At 62.5% G+C, this 17,271-nt stretch carries 16 protein-coding genes; 2 read left to right on the forward strand and 14 right to left on the reverse strand.

Translation table 11 applies throughout. From position 1 onward, the window contains the following. Window positions 1-554: 554 nt before the first annotated feature. Window positions 555-1,418, reverse strand: a complete 864-nt coding sequence (locus QA649_RS29060) for a hypothetical protein (protein ID WP_283020192.1) — start codon at window positions 1,416-1,418, stop codon at window positions 555-557. A gap of 216 nt (window positions 1,419-1,634) precedes the next feature. Here QA649_RS29060 and cysD point away from each other — a divergent pair, with 216 nt between their 5' ends. Both cysD and cysN read left to right on the forward strand, forming a co-directional pair. Further along, window positions 1,635-2,573: a sulfate adenylyltransferase subunit CysD gene (cysD, locus tag QA649_RS29065; protein WP_283026124.1), complete on the forward strand. Its 939-nt coding sequence runs from the start codon at window positions 1,635-1,637 to the stop codon at window positions 2,571-2,573. Next, window positions 2,573-4,450 carry a sulfate adenylyltransferase subunit CysN gene (gene cysN, locus QA649_RS29070; RefSeq protein WP_283020193.1) on the forward strand — a complete coding sequence of 626 codons (1,878 nt, stop codon included), beginning with the start codon at window positions 2,573-2,575 and terminating at the stop codon, window positions 4,448-4,450. Before cysD ends, cysN begins: the two co-directional genes overlap by 1 nt. Window positions 4,451-4,466: 16 nt before the next feature. On the opposite strand, the gene QA649_RS29075 is transcribed toward cysN, so the two are convergent. The 13 genes from QA649_RS29075 to QA649_RS29135 form a co-directional block, all read right to left on the reverse strand. Next, on the reverse strand, window positions 4,467-4,838 hold the full coding sequence (locus QA649_RS29075) for a hypothetical protein (RefSeq protein ID WP_283020194.1): 372 nt from the start codon (window positions 4,836-4,838) through the stop codon (window positions 4,467-4,469). A 128-nt stretch (window positions 4,839-4,966) separates the two neighbouring features. After that, complete coding sequence (locus QA649_RS29080; protein WP_349254082.1) at window positions 4,967-5,623, reverse strand: transglycosylase SLT domain-containing protein; 657 nt, start codon at window positions 5,621-5,623, stop codon at window positions 4,967-4,969. A gap of 96 nt (window positions 5,624-5,719) precedes the next feature. Beyond that, on the reverse strand, window positions 5,720-6,214 hold the full coding sequence (locus QA649_RS29085; RefSeq protein ID WP_283020196.1) for a hypothetical protein: 495 nt from the start codon (window positions 6,212-6,214) through the stop codon (window positions 5,720-5,722). Between the two features lie 56 nt (window positions 6,215-6,270). Beyond that, a complete protein-coding gene (locus tag QA649_RS29090; RefSeq protein WP_283020197.1) occupies window positions 6,271-6,786 on the reverse strand; it encodes a YbjN domain-containing protein in 516 nt (171 codons plus the stop codon). 18 nt (window positions 6,787-6,804) lie between these two features. Next, window positions 6,805-7,851, reverse strand: a complete 1,047-nt coding sequence (locus tag QA649_RS29095) for a peptidylprolyl isomerase (protein ID WP_283020198.1) — start codon at window positions 7,849-7,851, stop codon at window positions 6,805-6,807. Next, complete coding sequence (locus QA649_RS29100) at window positions 7,848-8,447, reverse strand: hypothetical protein (RefSeq protein ID WP_283020199.1); 600 nt, start codon at window positions 8,445-8,447, stop codon at window positions 7,848-7,850. The genes QA649_RS29095 and QA649_RS29100 overlap by 4 nt, the downstream gene beginning before the upstream one ends. Window positions 8,448-8,449: 2 nt before the next feature. Beyond that, window positions 8,450-10,285, reverse strand: a complete 1,836-nt coding sequence (locus QA649_RS29105; RefSeq protein WP_283020200.1) for a putative porin — start codon at window positions 10,283-10,285, stop codon at window positions 8,450-8,452. A 53-nt stretch (window positions 10,286-10,338) separates the two neighbouring features. Further along, on the reverse strand, window positions 10,339-11,058 hold the full coding sequence (locus tag QA649_RS29110) for an energy transducer TonB (RefSeq protein ID WP_283020201.1): 720 nt from the start codon (window positions 11,056-11,058) through the stop codon (window positions 10,339-10,341). Then, entirely contained in the window at window positions 11,055-11,591 is a 537-nt protein-coding gene (locus tag QA649_RS29115; protein WP_283020202.1) for a hypothetical protein, read from the reverse strand. Before QA649_RS29115 ends, QA649_RS29110 begins: the two co-directional genes overlap by 4 nt. 8 nt (window positions 11,592-11,599) lie before the next feature. Beyond that, window positions 11,600-12,004, reverse strand: coding sequence for a biopolymer transporter ExbD (locus QA649_RS29120; protein ID WP_283020203.1), 405 nt, complete (start codon window positions 12,002-12,004; stop codon window positions 11,600-11,602). Between the two features lie 5 nt (window positions 12,005-12,009). Further along, on the reverse strand, window positions 12,010-13,905 hold the full coding sequence (locus QA649_RS29125; protein WP_283026125.1) for a MotA/TolQ/ExbB proton channel family protein: 1,896 nt from the start codon (window positions 13,903-13,905) through the stop codon (window positions 12,010-12,012). Window positions 13,906-14,009: 104 nt separating this feature from the next. Further along, the gene (locus tag QA649_RS29130) at window positions 14,010-15,668 is read right to left on the reverse strand and encodes a ShlB/FhaC/HecB family hemolysin secretion/activation protein (RefSeq protein WP_283020204.1); all 1,659 of its coding nucleotides are present in this window, start codon (window positions 15,666-15,668) and stop codon (window positions 14,010-14,012) included. Window positions 15,669-15,984: 316 nt separating this feature from the next. After that, window positions 15,985-16,974, reverse strand: coding sequence for a FecR domain-containing protein (locus QA649_RS29135; RefSeq protein WP_283020205.1), 990 nt, complete (start codon window positions 16,972-16,974; stop codon window positions 15,985-15,987). Between the last annotated feature and the right edge of the window lie 297 nt (window positions 16,975-17,271).

Genomic DNA, 17,271 nt, shown 5'->3' on the forward strand with positions numbered 1-17,271 from the left:
CTCGGCCGAAAGCTCTTGCGAAATAGAGAGCGAAAAATGTCGATCACTGCCGACATGCAGCATTATTCATTCCATCTGAAAACGGGTAGCGCAAACGAGGCGGAAGATGACCGCCGCAACACATCCTATCGACGCTGTTGTCGCGCTCTCCACCTACCCACTGACGAGAGCAATCCTCCCCATCAATGCCATTCTCATTCAGCGCAGCCCGGAAGCGACGACTCCTCAGCGGAGCCATTGGTACGGTGTCGAGCCGCCGAAGGCTGCGAACCAGCGTTCACACGCGCCAATTTTCGCCAATTGTGCTTACCCGCCCTGCACGCATAAAATCCGAAAATGCGTTTACCTAGATCGCGACATGCTCTCATTCCGCGCACGAAAATCTGCTGCGAAATCAATGTCCGCAGCGATATGAAGCGCTGCGGCGTCTTCCGCAGCGGTTCAACATCGGCGGTAACGATCGAGACCGGCCGGAGAGGCCGACCACCAAAAATGGTCAGGCGACAGCGGATTGTTCAATGCCGCCGATCATCGGTCCAACGATGTCGTTGACTTCATCGATGCGACACGAAACAGGCATCGAAGGCAGCGTCGATGATCGCGAGCTTGACGGCCTGCGCCTTGTGATATTCGCGGCGGAAGCCCTTCGAGACCCAGAGCCGCGACTTGCCGCGCGCTCCAACCCAGCCAACGCTTCCCATCGACTCCGCCTCGGCGAGCTTGCGGCCCAGTTGTGTCCGCGACAATTTCAGCCGCTGCGCCAGAGCGGAGACCGACGTCACGTCGGTCGTGATACGATCGAGGCTAGCGTCCTCTTCCTCGCAGCCGACGATCAGGCGATCCATCAGAACGCCCCCCTCGTCGACCCAGGTGAACAGCTTGAACGTCGGTTCGGGTTCGCGAACCATGTGAGACCCGAGCAAGCCGTCGGCAATCAGCGGCTGCATGCGCTGAATGACCTCTGGTCGGGCCGAAAATGTCGCCGAGCGGCTTCCGCCATCAAGGCCATCCAGCGTTGCGAGATGCAGCAGATGCCATTGATACAGCGCATCAAGCGCTGCCGGTCCCGGCTCCACCGGGCGATGACGCTTGCCTTCGCTTCCCGCAACATGGCGCACGATGCCGTATTTCAACATCTCCTTGACGAAGGCAGCCGCAGTGTTCCGGCTTGCGATCTGGTGATGCTCGACAAGATCGAGCACACGAGCGGTCAACACTCCGGAGCCAGGGCCGGCCACGGCAACATCCCGGAAGAACTGCGCTACCGCCGCGTGGGCCATCAACCAGCGTTGCTGCGTTGCAAACAACGATCCCATCCGCGGATCGGCAGCGTTGAGAAGCAAGAGCGCCCAGGCTTGTCCGCGCACGCGGGATTCAAGCGCGGGATTCAGAAAAATGTCGTCCGCATTCAATGCCATCGGGTCTCTCTAAACCAAAGTATGCCGCTGAACGCCGTCGACCGCTCGCTTCACCGGCACCTTGAAGTCGCATCAGCCACTACCGCGTTTAGAATGCAAGGCAACTCCCACCGGCCGGACGACATAGCTCTGCGCGCCGTCGACATGAACTATCGCTGCCGGCATGGCATGAAGTATGTTGGCATTCCCAATGAGATTCCCCCGAAGGCGCCTGCAATGAATTTCGTGGCATCGACTACTGACGGAACGCAGCGCGGACTTCCGAAACACCTCAAGAGTCTGGAAGCTCAATCAATCGAGATCATGCGCGAAGTCGTCGCCGAATTCAGACGCCCGGTGATGCTCTATTCGATTGGCAAGGACTCCAGCGTCATGCTGCATTTGGCGCTCAAGGCGTTCCACCCCGCTAAGCTCCCGTTTCCACTTTTGCACGTTGATACGACATGGAAGTTTCACGAGATGATCGCGTTTCGGGACGAGACCGCGCGGCGCCTCGGCATCGAGCTGCTCGTCTACATCAACCAGGATGGTCTTGGCCGCGGCATCTCGCCGATAACATCGGGCTCGACGATCCACACTCAGGTGATGAAGACAGAAGCGCTCAAACAGGCGCTCGATCTCTATGACTTCGATGCGGCTTTTGGCGGCGCTCGCAGGGACGAAGAGAAGAGCCGGGCCAAGGAGCGCATCTTCTCCTTTCGCTCGCGCGGACATGTCTGGGACCCCCGCAACCAGCGCCCAGAATTGTGGAACCTGTACAACACCCGCGTTGGATCGGGCGAAACCGTTCGCGTTTTCCCGCTATCGAACTGGACCGAACTGGATGTCTGGCACTACATCCATCTGGAAAATATTCCCGTGGTGCCGCTCTATTTTGCCAAACACCGCCCGGTCGTGGGGCGCGGCGGCTCCTGGATCATGGTCGATGACGAGAGACTGACCCTCAATGCGGACGAGCAGCCGGAATCGCGACAAGTTAGATTTCGAACGCTGGGTTGCTATCCCCTGACCGGAGCGATCGATTCCGGTGCCGCAACGCTGGAAGATATCATCTCGGAAGTGAGATCGACGCGGCTCTCGGAGCGGCAGGGTCGCCTGATAGACAGCGACGAAGCCGCATCAATGGAGCGAAAGAAGCGCGAAGGCTACTTTTGATGGACAGCCGCGAGTTTCCCGTCGAAGCGCAGAGCAAGGACCTGCTTCGTTTCCTCACCTGTGGATCGGTGGATGACGGAAAGTCCACGCTGATCGGCCGCCTGCTGCATGACTGCAAGCTGGTCTTTGAAGATCAACTATCCTCGTTGGCGGCGGAGTCGAAGCGCCACGGCACCACCGGGGACGACATCGACCTTGCACTTCTCACGGATGGGCTCGAAGCCGAACGGGAGCAAGGCATCACGATCGACGTTGCACATCGCTTCTTCAGCACGCCCCGACGTTCCTTCATTGTCGCCGACACGCCCGGCCACGAGCAGTACACGCGGAATATGGCCACCGGCGCATCGACGGCCGATCTCGCCATTCTCCTGATCGATGCGCGCAAAGGTGTTCTGCCGCAGACCAGACGACACTCCCTGATTTGTTCGCTGCTCGGCATACGTCATGTCGTCCTGGCCGTGAACAAGATTGATCTGATCTCCTATCAAAGCGACATTTTCGGTCGCATTGTCGATGAATACAGAACCTTCGCCGAGGAACTCGGCTTTTCCTCGATCGCACCGATTCCAATCTCGGCCCGACATGGCGACAACGTTACGAAGGTGTCGGACAACACGCCCTGGTTTCGCGGGCCAAGCCTGCTCGACTATATCGAAACCATCGATGTGAGTGGCGACACGATCGAAAGTCCGTTCCGCTTTCCGGTGCAATGGGTCAACCGGCCCCATCTTGATTTCAGAGGATACGCCGGAACGGTAGCATCCGGGACAATCAATGCCGGCGACCCCATCGCCGTCGCGAATTCCGGCAGACTCTCAAGGGTGAAGGAACTCTTGACCGCCGAAGGCGCTCAGACCTCCGCCCAGGCCGGTGACGCGATCACGATCACGCTCGCAGACGAGCTGGACATCGCCCGCGGCGATCTCCTGATCAGTCCGGATTCTCCTCCCGAAGTATCGGACCAGTTTGCCGCACATGTCATCTGGATGAGCGACCAGCAACTCATGCCTGGCCGCTCCTATCTGGCCCGCATCGGCACCCGGACGACGCCTGTTACGATCACCGGGATCAAGTACAAGATTGACGTCAACACGCGCGAACATCTTGCCGCTCGCACCCTCGGCCTCAACGATATCGCGTTCTGCAACCTGTCGACGGACACACCCGTCGCGTTCGACCCTTACGGGCAGAACCGCAAGACTGGATCATTTATCGTCATCGACCGCTTGACCAATCATACGCTCGGCGCGGGGATGATTGCGTTTGGCCTGCGGCGTGCCACCAATGTCCACTGGCAGGCCACATTGATAGGAAGGTCAGAGCGCGCTGAGCAGAAGCACCAGAAGCCAGCCATCATATGGTTCACCGGCCTGTCGGGTGCCGGCAAGTCGACGATTGCCAACATCGTTGAGCGCCGCCTTCACGCTGGCGGCCACCACACCATGATGCTGGACGGCGACAATCTGCGCCATGGCCTCAGCCGGGACCTCGGTTTCACTGAGGCGGACCGCGTTGAGAATATCCGGCGTGCCGGAGAGGCAGCAAAACTCCTGGTGGATGCGGGCCTGATCGTTCTCTGCTCGTTCATTTCTCCATACCGCGCTGAGCGTGACATGGTGCGTCGTCTGGTGCCCAATGGAGAATTCATCGAGATATTCGTGGACACACCCATCGACGAATGTGCACGGCGTGATCCAAAGGGCCTCTATGCCAAAGCGAAAGCCGGCAAGATCAAGAATTTTACCGGCTTCGATGCCCCGTACGAACCACCGACAGCTCCCGAAATACACCTGCAAACGATTGGCCAGCAGCCCGAGGAGCTGGCGAACCAGATCGTGAAGAAATTGGCCGCACTCGGAATTCTGTCCATCTGACAGGCATTGGACTACTTCATCGATGCCCGATCGGCGAGGAGAACACCGGCGGCGGCGGCCGGTAGGGAGCGACGGAAACGCCGAAGTTCCGGCCATATTGCTGCTGGACACCGGGGATGTTGACGATCCCGACCTTGAGGTCAGGCGATCTGGCATCGACGGGCGGCAGATTGATGCTCGGATTGACCCGATCGACCTCCCTCCTGAGCTTCTGGTTGAGGCAGTCCATCGACCGGCTGGATCCGATTTCCACTTCCACGCATCTGTCGGGCGAGGCCGGCGTCCGGCTACCGCTCGACGAAGCCGGGGAGCGACCATCAGCAGCGCTTTTCGGCGTGCTGCTTCCGACCACGATTTGCGGAAGAATGTTGACCTGCTCTTCGGCCACGGCCGATGACACGAGACAGGCTGTCAGAACCAGTGAAGATGTCATCAGCCGAATCATGATCTCCTCTCTTCCCGCAAGTGGGTGCGAACGGACTCACCCCCGGACAACTCGTTCTATACGCACGGCCCCTATCGCCCTGCCCGCGCCTGCGCGACGAGCGCGCTGAGCTGGGTGTTGAGCGCAGCGATATTCACCGTGCCCGTTCGCGATATGCCCAGACATTTCCTGCCACAGCCGCGCCCCGATGGGACCGGTTCACCAAACGTCGGCACGGGAACGCTGCCGGTCACGCGAAAACCGCGAGCGGCGAGCTTGGAACGCACCGCCATGCAGTAGTTCACCGAAAGGAACGAGAAGCGCGTTTCGCCGTGGCCGGCGCGGTATTTCATCGCGGCGGTGCAGAGGTCACCGCCGGCGAGGCGCCAGGCCTTCGCGAGATAGACGACACCGTAATGGATGTTGGTCTCAGGCACGGCCAGATCGGCCAGTGTGCCGGCGAAACCCAGCATGCGTGCCGTCGAGGGCAGGAGCTGCATCAAGCCGATCTCGCCGACACCGCCGATAGCACCCGGATCATATCCGCTCTCCACGGCCATCACCGCCTCGGCGATTTCGGGCGCGAGACCGGCCTGCGCGGCCTCCTTTTCAATCAGGGCGCGATAACGCGAGCCAGCATCGGGTGCACGCGGCGGCGGCGCCTCGCTCTTCGCTTCGACCGGAGCATGACGAGCGTCGATGGTCTTCGGCGCCGATGTCGCCTCGGCCCGAGCGCCGACCGGAAACAGCAAAGCGAGTAGAAGCAATCCCAGGACCAAAGCGATCGACGGGAGCGACATCATTGATCGCGCCAAACGAACGCTTCCGTTGCGCGCCGACATCTTCTATTTCTCCTGCTGCAATCGATCCGTCGCCCGCAGCGAGAACCGCAAATGCAGCGGCTGCAGCATCTCGGGCGGTGGCACGCCAACATTTTGGCCGGTCAGCAAGGCCCGAAGGTCGACGGAAGCTCTGGGATCACTGAGACCGTCAAATTCGACGCGATGCAGCCGACCATCCGACGATACCCAGGCTCGGAGTAAAAGTGTCACAGGCGGCACATCGCCACCTATGATGCGGCTGTCCAGGTACTCCTGGAAATGTCGGGCTTTTTCGTCGTCGGCCGCCAGTCGTTGCTCGATTGTGTGCTTCAATTGCCTTGCGAAAGCCTGCCATGCCGGCGGAACCGCATCGGCCGGACGGTAGTCGCTCCTCTCCGCGGCAATCGGCGATGCGTTGACGCCAGCTCCAGCGGCAAGCAAACCGGCTGCCGCAGCCAGCGAGCCGGCGATTCTATTCCACCACGTGGTGCGGGATTCACGATGGGTCATCGTCAACATGTCTCGTTGGACCTGTCCGCGAACTCTTTCCGAACGCCTCAGCGACATCGCAACGACTACTGAAGAGCGGCCGCCTGGCCGTTGATATCGGCGTTCTCGTATCCCACGGCCTGTTCGACCGGTGCCGTCGTTCCCTTCCTGGCCGACAGCTCGCGAAGTTCATCGCGCAAGTAGACGATCAGCTCCTGCACCAGGCGATCCCAGATGTCGATCTGCGCGCGCAGATGGTCCGCGGTCACCCCGCCCGCAACCGAGACATCCAGGGAAAGCACGAGGAACTGCTGGCTGAGCTGAAGGCGCGCAAACCGGCGCGTCGCATTCCAGCGATTGACCAGATCGAGCGGAAGCTCGCCCTGAACCTGGAGCACCGCGGTAAAGGCCGCATCGACGAAACTCTCGGTGTTCTCAAGCCAATTCCCCGGACGAATGTCGAAGGTCAGACCTCCCGTTGCCGAGCGGAGATAGGTCAGACTGATCACGGGGTCGGTGAGCTCCTCCACGCGGTAGCCGACCTGTTGCAGTGCTGAACGCAGATCATCGAGGGTGAGCTTGACGATAACGGTATTGGACATTGCTAACTCCACTGAGGTTTATTTCCGGGAATTGTCGAGCAGGCTCGAAAGGGCAAGCTCGTTGAGAATGGGCGGATTCTGCTTGAGTAGCTCCGCGAGGTAGGCCCGCCGCAGCACGGCGGCCCGTTCGCTGCGCATCTGCTGCACAAGCTGATCGCGCACTTCGGGCAAGGTCCGGGTGTAGGCCGCCTTGGTGTCGATCAGCTTGATGATGTGCCAGCCATCATCGAGCCGCACGGCCTCGGAGATCGCATTCTTGGCCAGTCCCTGCACCTGCGCCTTGATCTCCGGCCGGATCTGGTTTTCCGCAACCCAGCCGAGATCACCGCTGCCTTTCGAATCACTCTCAGCCTGCGCAATCGCGCCGAAATCGGCGCCCGGGGCCCTCAGCTTCGCCTGGATCGCCTCGATCGATTTCCTCGCCTTGTCTTCAGCCACCTTGTCGCCCTCGTTCGCCGCGACGAATATCTGCGCGAGGTAGAACTGCCGAGGCACCAGCAAGGCGCCGCGGTTGGCGTCGTAGACCTTCTGGAGTTCGTCCTCGCTCGGGAAACTCTCAGGAGGCGTCGAGACCGATTGCAGGTAGATCTCGACCATGGCGTTCTCGCGCACGCGATCGAGCTGCGCCGCGACGTTTGGCTGCTGATCCCACTTCTTGGCCATCACTTCCTGCAACACCAGCCGGTTCGCGAGCAGCATGCGAACCGCCTGGCTCAGCAGCGCCGGGTCCTTCGCGAGCGCCGCCTGTTCGCGCGCTCCCAGCGCGCCGACATAAGCGCGGAGCTCCTCCGCCGAAATATTGGCCTCGCCGACCCGGGCGATGACGTCATCGCCACCGGTCGCCCTGGTGGACGCAATCCCCTGGGTTGTGGGTGCCGGAGCTGCCGACGTCGACGTTGCCGCGGCGGGCGCCGCCGGCTTCGGTTTTACAGCGGGTTGAGCCGGGCGTTGAGGCGCCGGCGCGCTCTGGGCAAGTACCGTCGCCACCGACAAGCCCAGGATCGCCAGGGCGGCTCCGGCTACAAGGATCGATCGCGATGATCTGATAACGCTGAGACGCTTCATGGTGTTGCCTTCTGGTCAAGCAGCTTGTCGATACTTTCCTGAACGAAATTCTGCGCGCCGACGCGGCCCAGCCCGGTCAGCGGCTCGCTTGCGACTACGGCATCGCCCAGGGTCAGGCTGCGATATCGATTGAGAATGTCGCGACCGACATTGACGAGCTGCACGTTCTTGGCCTGGCAGCTCTTGGTGCTGGCCTTGTACGCCGTTGCCTCGCTCTCGAACTTGGCACGCTCGGCGTCCTTGGTGCGGGCGACCGTGGCGGCCTCCTCAAAGGCGACCTTCCACTTTTCCAGCGTCTGGTTGCGCTCCTCCAGACGCTGGTTGAATTCGTCGACCGCCTCGCGATGCTGCTTCTGGAGCTGCTTCGCTTCCGCCTTGGCCGCGTCGACCTGCGCCTTCAAGGCCGCCTTCTCGCGGTCGGCGTCCGCGATCTTCGCCTGCAGGGCCGTTCGCTGATCTTCCATCTGCCGCGCCTGTGCGATGGCGCTGCGCAGCGCCTCACGCAGACGGTCGGTCTCGCTTTCGGCGCGAACCTCGCCACAAAACATCGCAGCCGCGGCTACGGCCGCCAGAAGACCGGAAATCCGGGGATGCATGATCAGAACCTCGCGTTCAGATCGACTTGCAGGACATCGACGGCGTAAGGCACGCCCGCGATGTTGTTCGCGCTCAGCCAGCGCACGCTGGCCCACACGTCATCGCTGAGCCCGACATTGCCGCCGACGAAGTAACCCTTGAGATTGGTGCCGCCGAGGCCAAAGTCGGAATCGACGAAAGCGTCGATGGTGGCGTCGGATTGCAGGTATTTGTAACCCGCATGCACGTTCCAATCCCAGAGGTGCTTGATCTCCCTGTTGCCGACGGTGACGCGGCCGAGCCACCCCTGATTGCCGCCGTTGAAGGGACCAGGCACATTGCTCGCGACGTCGGGCCCGCGGTTGTTGACCGCATATCGATTCATCAGATTGCGGTCGAACGCGCTGTTCCAGACGTACTCGCCGTCGAGCACGATGTGCACCGGGTGGAAATGTCCGAGGTCGAACTGCACGCTGCCGACGACGGGCCGATATTGCCCGACCAGACCAAAATATTGATAGAGCGGCGGGACCGGCACCGTGGGATCGGAGACGATGTTGCGTAGCGTCGTGTAGGTGTTGCCCTTCTGGGCGAATGACGGCCGGGTCAGATCGGTATCGCACAGATCCGATGCCGACTGCACCGGACAGGGGCTGGAGAAGCGTCCCTGGACATTGGAGAAATCGTAGTAGGCGGCTGCGACTCGCATCGACGTCTCGGAGCTGAGGCGCGCCGCCACGCCCGCCTGACCGCCGAACAGCCATTTGTCGTGGTTGGCGAACTTCGTGACCCCGCCGGTCTTCGCGTCGAAATTGGTGCCTATGTTGAAGTCGGTATTGTAGATCGGGAACGCACCGGCGACCGCGAATGGTGTGACGTCCTTGGCGATCTCGTACTTTCCTTGCACCGCGAGACCGTCAAAGCCGAGGTCCCTGTGCCAGACGAGATCGGTCGGTGACCAGAATGGATTGTCGAAGCGGCCGACCGACACCGCCAGATTGCCGTCCCAGGATTGGTGCTTCAGATAGCCTCGATCGAGCCACAGTGCGTATTTCGAGAAATTGCCGCCGTTCGCACCAAGCGACTGATTGGTGGAAACGGGCGAACTATTCTCTCCCGTTGCGATGCGTATGCCCGCGGTGAACCCATTGAAGATGTCTGCCTCCATGCCCAGGCGAGCGCGAAGCCGGGCCTGGTGGCGGTCCTGGGTGGCGTTGTAGGTCGGCGCGAAGCTGTTGCTGTTCAGATCGTACGGTGAACCCGTGTTGATCGCGTTGAAATTGTATGCGTGAAGCTGGTCGTTGCCTTCCGGAAAGAAACTGCCCTGATAGCGCGAGCGCACATCGCCCGAGAAGCGGATTCGCTGCGCCCATTCCGGATAGGCGCCTGGCGAGGCCCAATTTTCCTTTTGCGCCTTGGCCATCACTTCCTTCTTGATCTCCTCGCGCAACTGCCGTTTGACGACCTCGGGCACGTACGTGACGTGCCGGGTGCCGGGCGGCGAGACTGCTGCGGCCGCCGCGGTCGCAGCCTTGGCCGCTTCGTCGGCCTTGGCGGTGGCGTCCTTCGTGGCCTGGCGCGAGACATAGGCTTCGTCGTCGGCCTGCTTGATCAGCGCCTGAGCCTGCTCCTCCTTGATCACGCCCTGCTTCACCAGCAAGTTGACGAGATTGATCGTCGTGTTCGACGACAGGGGCTTGGCGTCGGACACGGTCGGACGCTTCGATTCGGATTTCTTCGCCACCGGGCTCTGATCCGGTGCGGCCTGGCCAAAAGCCGGCGCCGCGACGGCAAGCGCACACAGCGATATGGCGGTCGACGACGTCAGGCGGCGTGCGTCGTATCTCTTCCTCAACATAAGTCCCCAGTCCTCTGCTAGTCACTCAACTCGAACGAATTGATTGCGGATCGTCAGCTTGGCCGGCGTGCAGTGATGCGCGCCACTATCGGCATCGGCATGTCCCGGGGGGGCGGCTCCCGCAGCACGAGGCTGCCAAACACGTCGGTGCGGATGATGGCGTCGAGCTCGGCGTCGCCGGTCGACGAGACCAACTGAATGCGATGGACGCGGCCGGTCGCATCGGCCCACAGCCGGATTTGCATCTGCATCGTCGCATTGCGCGTCTTGCCGTTGGCGTGCAGCGCCGCCTCGATCTGCGACTGCACTATCGCCTGATACCAGCCCCATCGACTGCCGCCGCCGCCTCCGCCGCCATACGGACTGCCGCCCACCTTGCTGCCGAGATTGAACAGGTCGCCGGGTCCGATGGCCTTGGCGTCGAGCGCCAGCGGGCCCGGCGGCTCTTCGTTCTTGGCGTCCTTGACCGGCTCGTCCTTCGGCTTCTCGACCGGCTTGTCTTCCTTAAACTCCGGCTCGGCCATCTTCGGCTGCTCGATCATCTTCTGCTCGGGCGGCGGTGGAGGTGGCGGCGGAGGCGGCGGCGGCGTGATGTTGACGACCGTCAATTCGCGCACCTGGCGCGGCGGCGGCAGATCGTCATGACCGACGAACATGAATATCGCGACGCCAAGGACGCCTGCGATAGCCAGCGCAGCACCGTAGCGCAGCAATGGTTTCGCTCGTGGCAGGGATAGCCGCCGCGGCCCGCCCTGTTGTTCCGGCGCATTCATGACACCGCCTCGAGCGCGACCGGTTCGGAATTCCTGCCGGTGACGTACTGCATGACGAAATTCACGACCGTATCGAAGTCGGTCGTATCCAGCGTGATCGTGGCATCGGGAGCCGCCTCGATGACGACGTGATAGGTGGACCGATCAGCCAGGAAGTCGACATAGGCGACGCGATCGATCGACAGGCGCGAGCCCGGACAGCGCGCCATCACCAGCAACAACGGATCGCGTTCGGGGTCGCGGCTCGTGACCTGCTTGCGCAGCAGGTCCGCAAGCTTGACCAGCAGGGCTTCGCCACGGATCGGGAAATGAAGCACCATGCCGGTATCCGACGCGCTTGGTCCGGCGCTGGCTCGCTCGACATTGTGCACTCCAGCGGTCGATACAAGCGGCCCGAGCGGACGCGCGTTCGCGACGGTCGGCGGCACGTCGATGGCGGCCCGGTCCGCACAGGACAGGATCGCGCGAAGCCATGACCATAAGGCGCTGGCTCCCTTTCGCGGATCGGCGCGCATATCCATGGAGATGCCCATTCGTTCCGTCACTTCACGAGCGGCTTGGTCGCGAGCCCGACCTGCGTCAGGCCGACACGGCCGAGCAGGTCGAGCACGTCCATCACGCTCTGATATTGGGCTTGCGCGTCGCCGCGCAGCACCACCGGGAACTCCGGTGTCAACGCCTTCTGCTGCACCAGGCGCTGCTCGAGCTCAGGCAGCGTCACCGGGATCGTATCGAGGAAGATCTTGCCGTCATTGGCGACCGTGATCGCCTTGGTGGTCTGGGTGGCGAGGCTCGGCGCAGCCGACGCTTTCGGCAGATTGACCTTCTGGCCCTGCACGGTCGCCGTCGTCATGATGATGAAGATCACCAGCAGCACATAGGCGAGATCCAGCATCGGAGTGATGTTGATGTCGTCGTACGGCTTGGACTCGTTCTGGATCTGCATCGTCGTCACTCCGCGGCGATGCTGCGTTCGATCTGGTCGGCGGAGTAGAACTCCGCCATCTTCGTCACGAACTCGTCGACGAAAACCTGGATGTCGGTGGTCAGGTCCTTGATGCGGGAGATCAGGTAGTTGTAGCCGAACAGCGCCGGGATCGCGACGCCGAGGCCGGCAACCGTCGCAACCAGCGCGGCGGCGATGCCCGGGGCGATCGCGTTGACGTTGACGTCTCCGCTGGCCGCGATGGCGGCGAAGGTGATCATGACACCCACCACGGTGCCGAGCAGGCCGAGGAAGGGTCCGCCCGAGATCGCGATGGTCAGCACCACCATCAGCCGGTTGAGCCGTTGGGTCTCCTTCACCGAGCCGCCGTCCAGCGCGGCGCGGATGGCGGCAATCGACGCGGCCGAGAGCACCGGGTTGCGCTCGCCCTTTCCGGCGAAGCGATGGCGGATTTCCGACGCTCCGATATGGTAGATGCGATAGAGCGACGAGGCCTGCATCATCCTGGCATCGGCTTCGTCGACCCGGCCACCCATGGTCCAGACCTCGTCGGCGGCGCCGCGATCAAGCATGGTGAGATCGGCCGCGAGCTCGCGGAAGCTCTTCATGAAGCGCGCATTGGCCTTGGCCTGCCTGTTCAGGTACGAGGCCCTGTCGTACATCACGACCCAGCTGACGACCGCCAGGATCAACAGGATGCCGATCACGATCCAGCCGTCGAGCGTCACCGATTTCAGGATCACCGCGAAGTAGCCCGACAGCCAGCTCGCGGTCTCCTCGTCGACGCTGAAGGTGACGAGCTTGGCCTGGTTCGGTCCCTGCCCGATGGCGGCGAACTTGATGAAGCCCGGCGACCGCGCGATCTTTGCGATCTGAAGCTCGTCGATGTCGCCGACGAAGCCGGTCATCGCCGCGGCGGCAGCAGGTGCGGCCTCCGGCGCCGGGGCTGACGCATCCGGAGCTGCTCCACCGTCCGTTGCGGATGATGACTGCGCCGCCGCGGGAGCGGCCATGGCCGTCGCAGGCACCGCGTCGCCTCCGACGATGGCGTTCGTGCCGAGCGCCGGCAGCGTCGCAGCGAGCGATGCATAGGGCGTACCGTCGAGATAAAGGACGACCTGGCCGCCATTGGCGACGACGGCGAGATGATGCCAGCCATTCGGCGCCAGCGGCGCGGCCGCGCCGCTACGCTGTGCCGCTCCCGCGTTCGTCACCTCGACGAACGGCACGCCGTTATCCAGTCCGACGGCAAGACCGTTCGCGCCGTCACGGCGGCTGTACAACGCAGCGTTCGGCTGCATCGCTCCCGGCTTGATCCAGGCCGACCAGGTAAATGCCGCGTTGTCGCTCAACGCGAGCGACGGGGCAGCCGGCAGGGTCAGCGCGCCACGACCGTCGAGGCGCAGGCCGGTGCCGATCAGCGAACCGTCCGCGGGTTGGCCGACGCTTTGCGCATTGTTGGCCCAGACCGAGGCGTCCAGCGCCGGCGTCCCTCGCTCGTTGAAGTGATAGACCAGCAGCATATCCGGATCGTAGGTCCCCTTCGCATCGCTGGTCGCGACCGCCTTCTTGTTGCCGGAATAGAGCCAGATGTCGGTCTTGGCGCCCGGCTGAAGGTTGGGTACGGCCACCCAGAGCAGCGCCTCGCCGAGCAGCGAGTCGTATTTCTCGATGTGGTGCTTCAGCGGCGTCTTGTCGTCGCCGGCCACGAACCGCAGATCGCTGCCGTCGTCCTTGGCCGAGGCGAAACGGAAGTTTCCGACGTGCAGCCGGACCAGGACCGGCGCAGCCCCGATCGGATCGGTGATGCCGGCACCCGATGCGCTGGTGTCGATCGTGATCTTCTTGCGAAGCTGCCAGTCGTCGTTCCACCACGCCTTGGCCGGCGACGGACACAGCATCAGTGCCGCAATCAAGACGGGCACCAATTCCGTCAGAGCCCGCCCAGCCGCTCGCCGAAGCGTCGACCGGCACGCGCCAGCCATGTGATCCCATCCTGCAATCATCAGAATTCACCCCAGATTCGGAAATTGACGCGCGGACTTCTCGCGCTCGAGTAGGTCTGACTGACCATCGGCACCGAATAGACCAGCGTGCCGTTCAGGTAGTCGAACATCTTGAAACGGCTGCCGACGCCGTAGCTCCACAGATTGAATTGCGATTGCTGCTCGGGAAGCGCGTTCAGCATGGTCGCCATGCCGGCGTCCGCGAATGCAAACGCCCGCCATTCGTTGAAGATCGTGAAGCGCGCCTTGCCCTGCCCGGTCTCGTCCTTCATCTGCTTTTGCAGCATCTCCCCCACATTGGGGCTGCGCAGCTCGAGATTGCCGACAACGCCGTTGTCGCCGACCGTCTCGGACTCGAGATAGCCGCGCACGGTGTCGAGGCCGCCGACGCTGAACTGCTCGCTCGAGACCAGCGGCCCGTCCGCGACCTGTCCCTGCACCTTGCCGTAAAGCTGGAAGCCTTCCGGCAATTCCTGGGTATGCGCGACATCGACGTTGAAATGAGTGAAACTCGGGGACGCCCCGTAGCGTTTGGTGTCGAATGGAACGACGCCATCTCCCAGCGGCCGCAGATTGTAGGTGACGGCGGCATTGAACTGGGTCGTGACTCCCTCGTCCTGGAATGTCGCGCCATAGCTTGCGACAAACGGATAATAGGTTACCGGAGACGAGAAGCCGGCACCACCGAGCTTCACGGTCTGATCGAAATGCTTGTAGTCGACCCCGGCCGAAAGCGTATGGAACAGGTTGTCCCGCGTCGGCAGCGTCATCACCGCGCGGCTGCCGATGATCTCTCCGGGTCCGATCACGTTCGTGCCGCCGACGGTCGCGACATCGCTGCTCGATTTCACGCCGTAGAACAGCACGCTGAGCCAATCGACGTTCTGCACCCGTGCGAGATACGAGCCGGAGAACACCTCGGCGTCGCCGGGACGTTCCGGCGCGACCTGATAACTGAAGTTCACGGAGTGGCCGAGCTGCCAAAGATTGTCGTAGTGCACCGTGCTGCTGACGCGCAGCGCGGTCGTGTTGGGGGACTTGCGGTTATTCACCTCGACGTTGGCGTGTATCGGGACCTTGTCCTCGACGTTCAGATCGACATCGACGGTGCCCGGCGTCACGCCGGCACGGAGCGCGGGAGTCACGCGTCGATCGGGCCACTGGTTGAGCGCAACGATATCCTTGGTGACCTCGTTGAAGTTCGGGACCGTCCCTTGCTTGAGAGAACCCGCCCCCTCGGTGATCTTGTCCAGCCGGAAATAGCGCGCGTTCTTGACGCGCAAGCGGCCGACTTTCAGCTCCGTCACCTTGAGGGTGATCATCTTTGACTGCGCGTTCTGCTGCGGAACGGAAACGCTGACGGTCTGATAACCCTTGTCGTGATAGGCCTTCTCGAGGGCCGCCCGCGCCTTTTCGACGTCGTCAGCGCTCTTGTTCGGTCCGAGATATGGATAGACCGCTTCTTCGATGTCGACCTGCGGGAGCGTCTCGGCGCCCTCGATTGCGAAATCGTCGATATCGAAACGTTGCACGATGGCTGCCGGTTTTTGCGCGGCAGCAGCTTCCGTTGCCGCGGGAGCGGACGGGTTGTTCGTCTTCGGCGCGGCGACCTTGGCCGCATGGGCCGGCGGCGCGGCAGCAAGGCCGCCGGCCAACATGCCCACCGTCAGACAAAACAACGCCGTGCCCGCCGACGCACGCCGGCGGTGCTCGCAATCGATTCCACTTTTCACAGATGCCCCGCCCGACTCCCGAACCAGCTAAACGAGGCCACGGCCGGACACCGTGATCACGTCCCTCGCTCTAAAGACGACTGGGCCGCATCCAACCCGCAAAACTTTTTTTGCGAGATCGGGAAATGTTAGCGATCATTTTAGGAGCAGTGTCTGGCGTGACGTGCCAGCGTCGATTCGTGCGGCAACGAGAAGGACGCGGCCAGGGGCTCACGTTTGTTCGTGTCGAGCCGGATTGCGTTCAACCGAGCAGCACAACGCCGCCAGGCAGCGACCGAGCCTGGGCTCCGAACAACTGCTGAACCTGGGGCACGAAATCCCCGAGCTTGTCGATCTGGAACGTGCCGTTGACCATGCGCCGTTTCAGATCCGCATTGGTAATGATGATCTTGCCGGACCGATAGCGATTGACCTCTTCCACGACATCCGCAAGCGGTCGATCGCGGAAAATCAGCAGTCCTGCCTGCCAGGCCGTCACCTGCCCGGGGTCGACCTGTACGGAGGCTTCGATGCCGCCCGGCGAATAGGACACCTGCTGCGCCCGGCCGAGCCGCACCGTTCTGTCGCCTTGCGCGACATTCACGCTTCCGCTCAAGCAGGTCACCGAGACGGCACCATCGAGACAGCGCGCGTTGAAATCCGCCTCCACTGCGGAGATCTGGCCATTCGCCGCCAGCAGGACAAAGGGAGTGGCGGCGGATGTCGCCACCACGGAGGCTTCGCCCGAAATCAATTCAATCCGGGTTTCGTTTGACGCCGAACGCAGCGCGATGCTGGTCTGCGTATTCAACTCAAGGGACACGTTCGGCGCCACTGCGATCTTGCGCAACTCGCCTTTTCCGGTCCGGTAATCGGCGGAGAGCTCTTCGAGCGAGGGCCAAAGGCCAAGCGGCGGGCGCACGATTGCATAACCCGCAGCGGCCGCAGCCACGGCGGTCGCGCCACGCAGAAAGGCGCGACGTCCAATGGCCCTCGGCACCGCTGTTCGCGAGGACCGTGCAACGCCGCCTGCAGCGCGCTGATCGGCCAACTCGAGCGCCGCGACGCCCGCATGACGAAAGACCCGGGCCGCGTTCTTGAAGGCGGCCTCGTGCGCGCCGCTTTGCTGACGCCACGCTTGCAGCGCATCGACGTCGGCCCTGGTCGGCTCACCCGTCTTGAGGCGAACGATCCAGTCCAGGGCTTCGCGCAGAAGCGCGTCCGGCTCAGGTGTTTCGTTGGTCGCGGTCAAGATCCATAGCCCATCTATCGCACTCGCCAGACCGGTAGCCAAACCGGGCCAAAGGCAGTCACAGGCAAGATATTATCGATTTCCCTCAATTTCGAACAGCATTCCGCGGCCCGGGACAACGGCGGCAATGTTCCGGCAATCAACTGCAAGACACATCCGCGGTCAGGGAAGCGAACGGCCGCGACGGCCGCATTAGCGCACCCTGCAACCGCCGTCACTGCCACCGCCTGCGTCATTCCCCCGGAATCCCCTGTTCAGCTTGCGGCGCGTGACGCCTGCTGCACGGTGTCTCTACTC

The organism is Bradyrhizobium sp. CB1717, from assembly GCF_029714325.1.
Lineage (GTDB): Bacteria > Pseudomonadota > Alphaproteobacteria > Rhizobiales > Xanthobacteraceae > Bradyrhizobium.

Coding starts and splice junctions, on each gene's coding strand:
- QA649_RS29105 (WP_283020200.1), bottom strand. CDS start 10,285: ATGTTGAGGAAGAGATACGACGCACGCCGCCTGACGTCGTCGACCGCC.
- QA649_RS29100 (WP_283020199.1), bottom strand. CDS start 8,447: ATGCATCCCCGGATTTCCGGTCTTCTGGCGGCCGTAGCCGCGGCTGCG.
- QA649_RS29085 (WP_283020196.1), bottom strand. CDS start 6,214: ATGTTGACGATGACCCATCGTGAATCCCGCACCACGTGGTGGAATAGA.
- QA649_RS29125 (WP_283026125.1), bottom strand. CDS start 13,905: ATGCTGTGTCCGTCGCCGGCCAAGGCGTGGTGGAACGACGACTGGCAG.
- QA649_RS29060 (WP_283020192.1), bottom strand. CDS start 1,418: ATGGCATTGAATGCGGACGACATTTTTCTGAATCCCGCGCTTGAATCC.
- cysN (WP_283020193.1), top strand. CDS start 2,573: ATGGACAGCCGCGAGTTTCCCGTCGAAGCGCAGAGCAAGGACCTGCTT.
- QA649_RS29110 (WP_283020201.1), bottom strand. CDS start 11,058: ATGAATGCGCCGGAACAACAGGGCGGGCCGCGGCGGCTATCCCTGCCA.
- QA649_RS29090 (WP_283020197.1), bottom strand. CDS start 6,786: ATGTCCAATACCGTTATCGTCAAGCTCACCCTCGATGATCTGCGTTCA.
- cysD (WP_283026124.1), top strand. CDS start 1,635: ATGAATTTCGTGGCATCGACTACTGACGGAACGCAGCGCGGACTTCCG.
- QA649_RS29115 (WP_283020202.1), bottom strand. CDS start 11,591: ATGGGCATCTCCATGGATATGCGCGCCGATCCGCGAAAGGGAGCCAGC.
- QA649_RS29095 (WP_283020198.1), bottom strand. CDS start 7,851: ATGAAGCGTCTCAGCGTTATCAGATCATCGCGATCGATCCTTGTAGCC.
- QA649_RS29130 (WP_283020204.1), bottom strand. CDS start 15,668: ATGTTGGCCGGCGGCCTTGCTGCCGCGCCGCCGGCCCATGCGGCCAAG.
- QA649_RS29120 (WP_283020203.1), bottom strand. CDS start 12,004: ATGCAGATCCAGAACGAGTCCAAGCCGTACGACGACATCAACATCACT.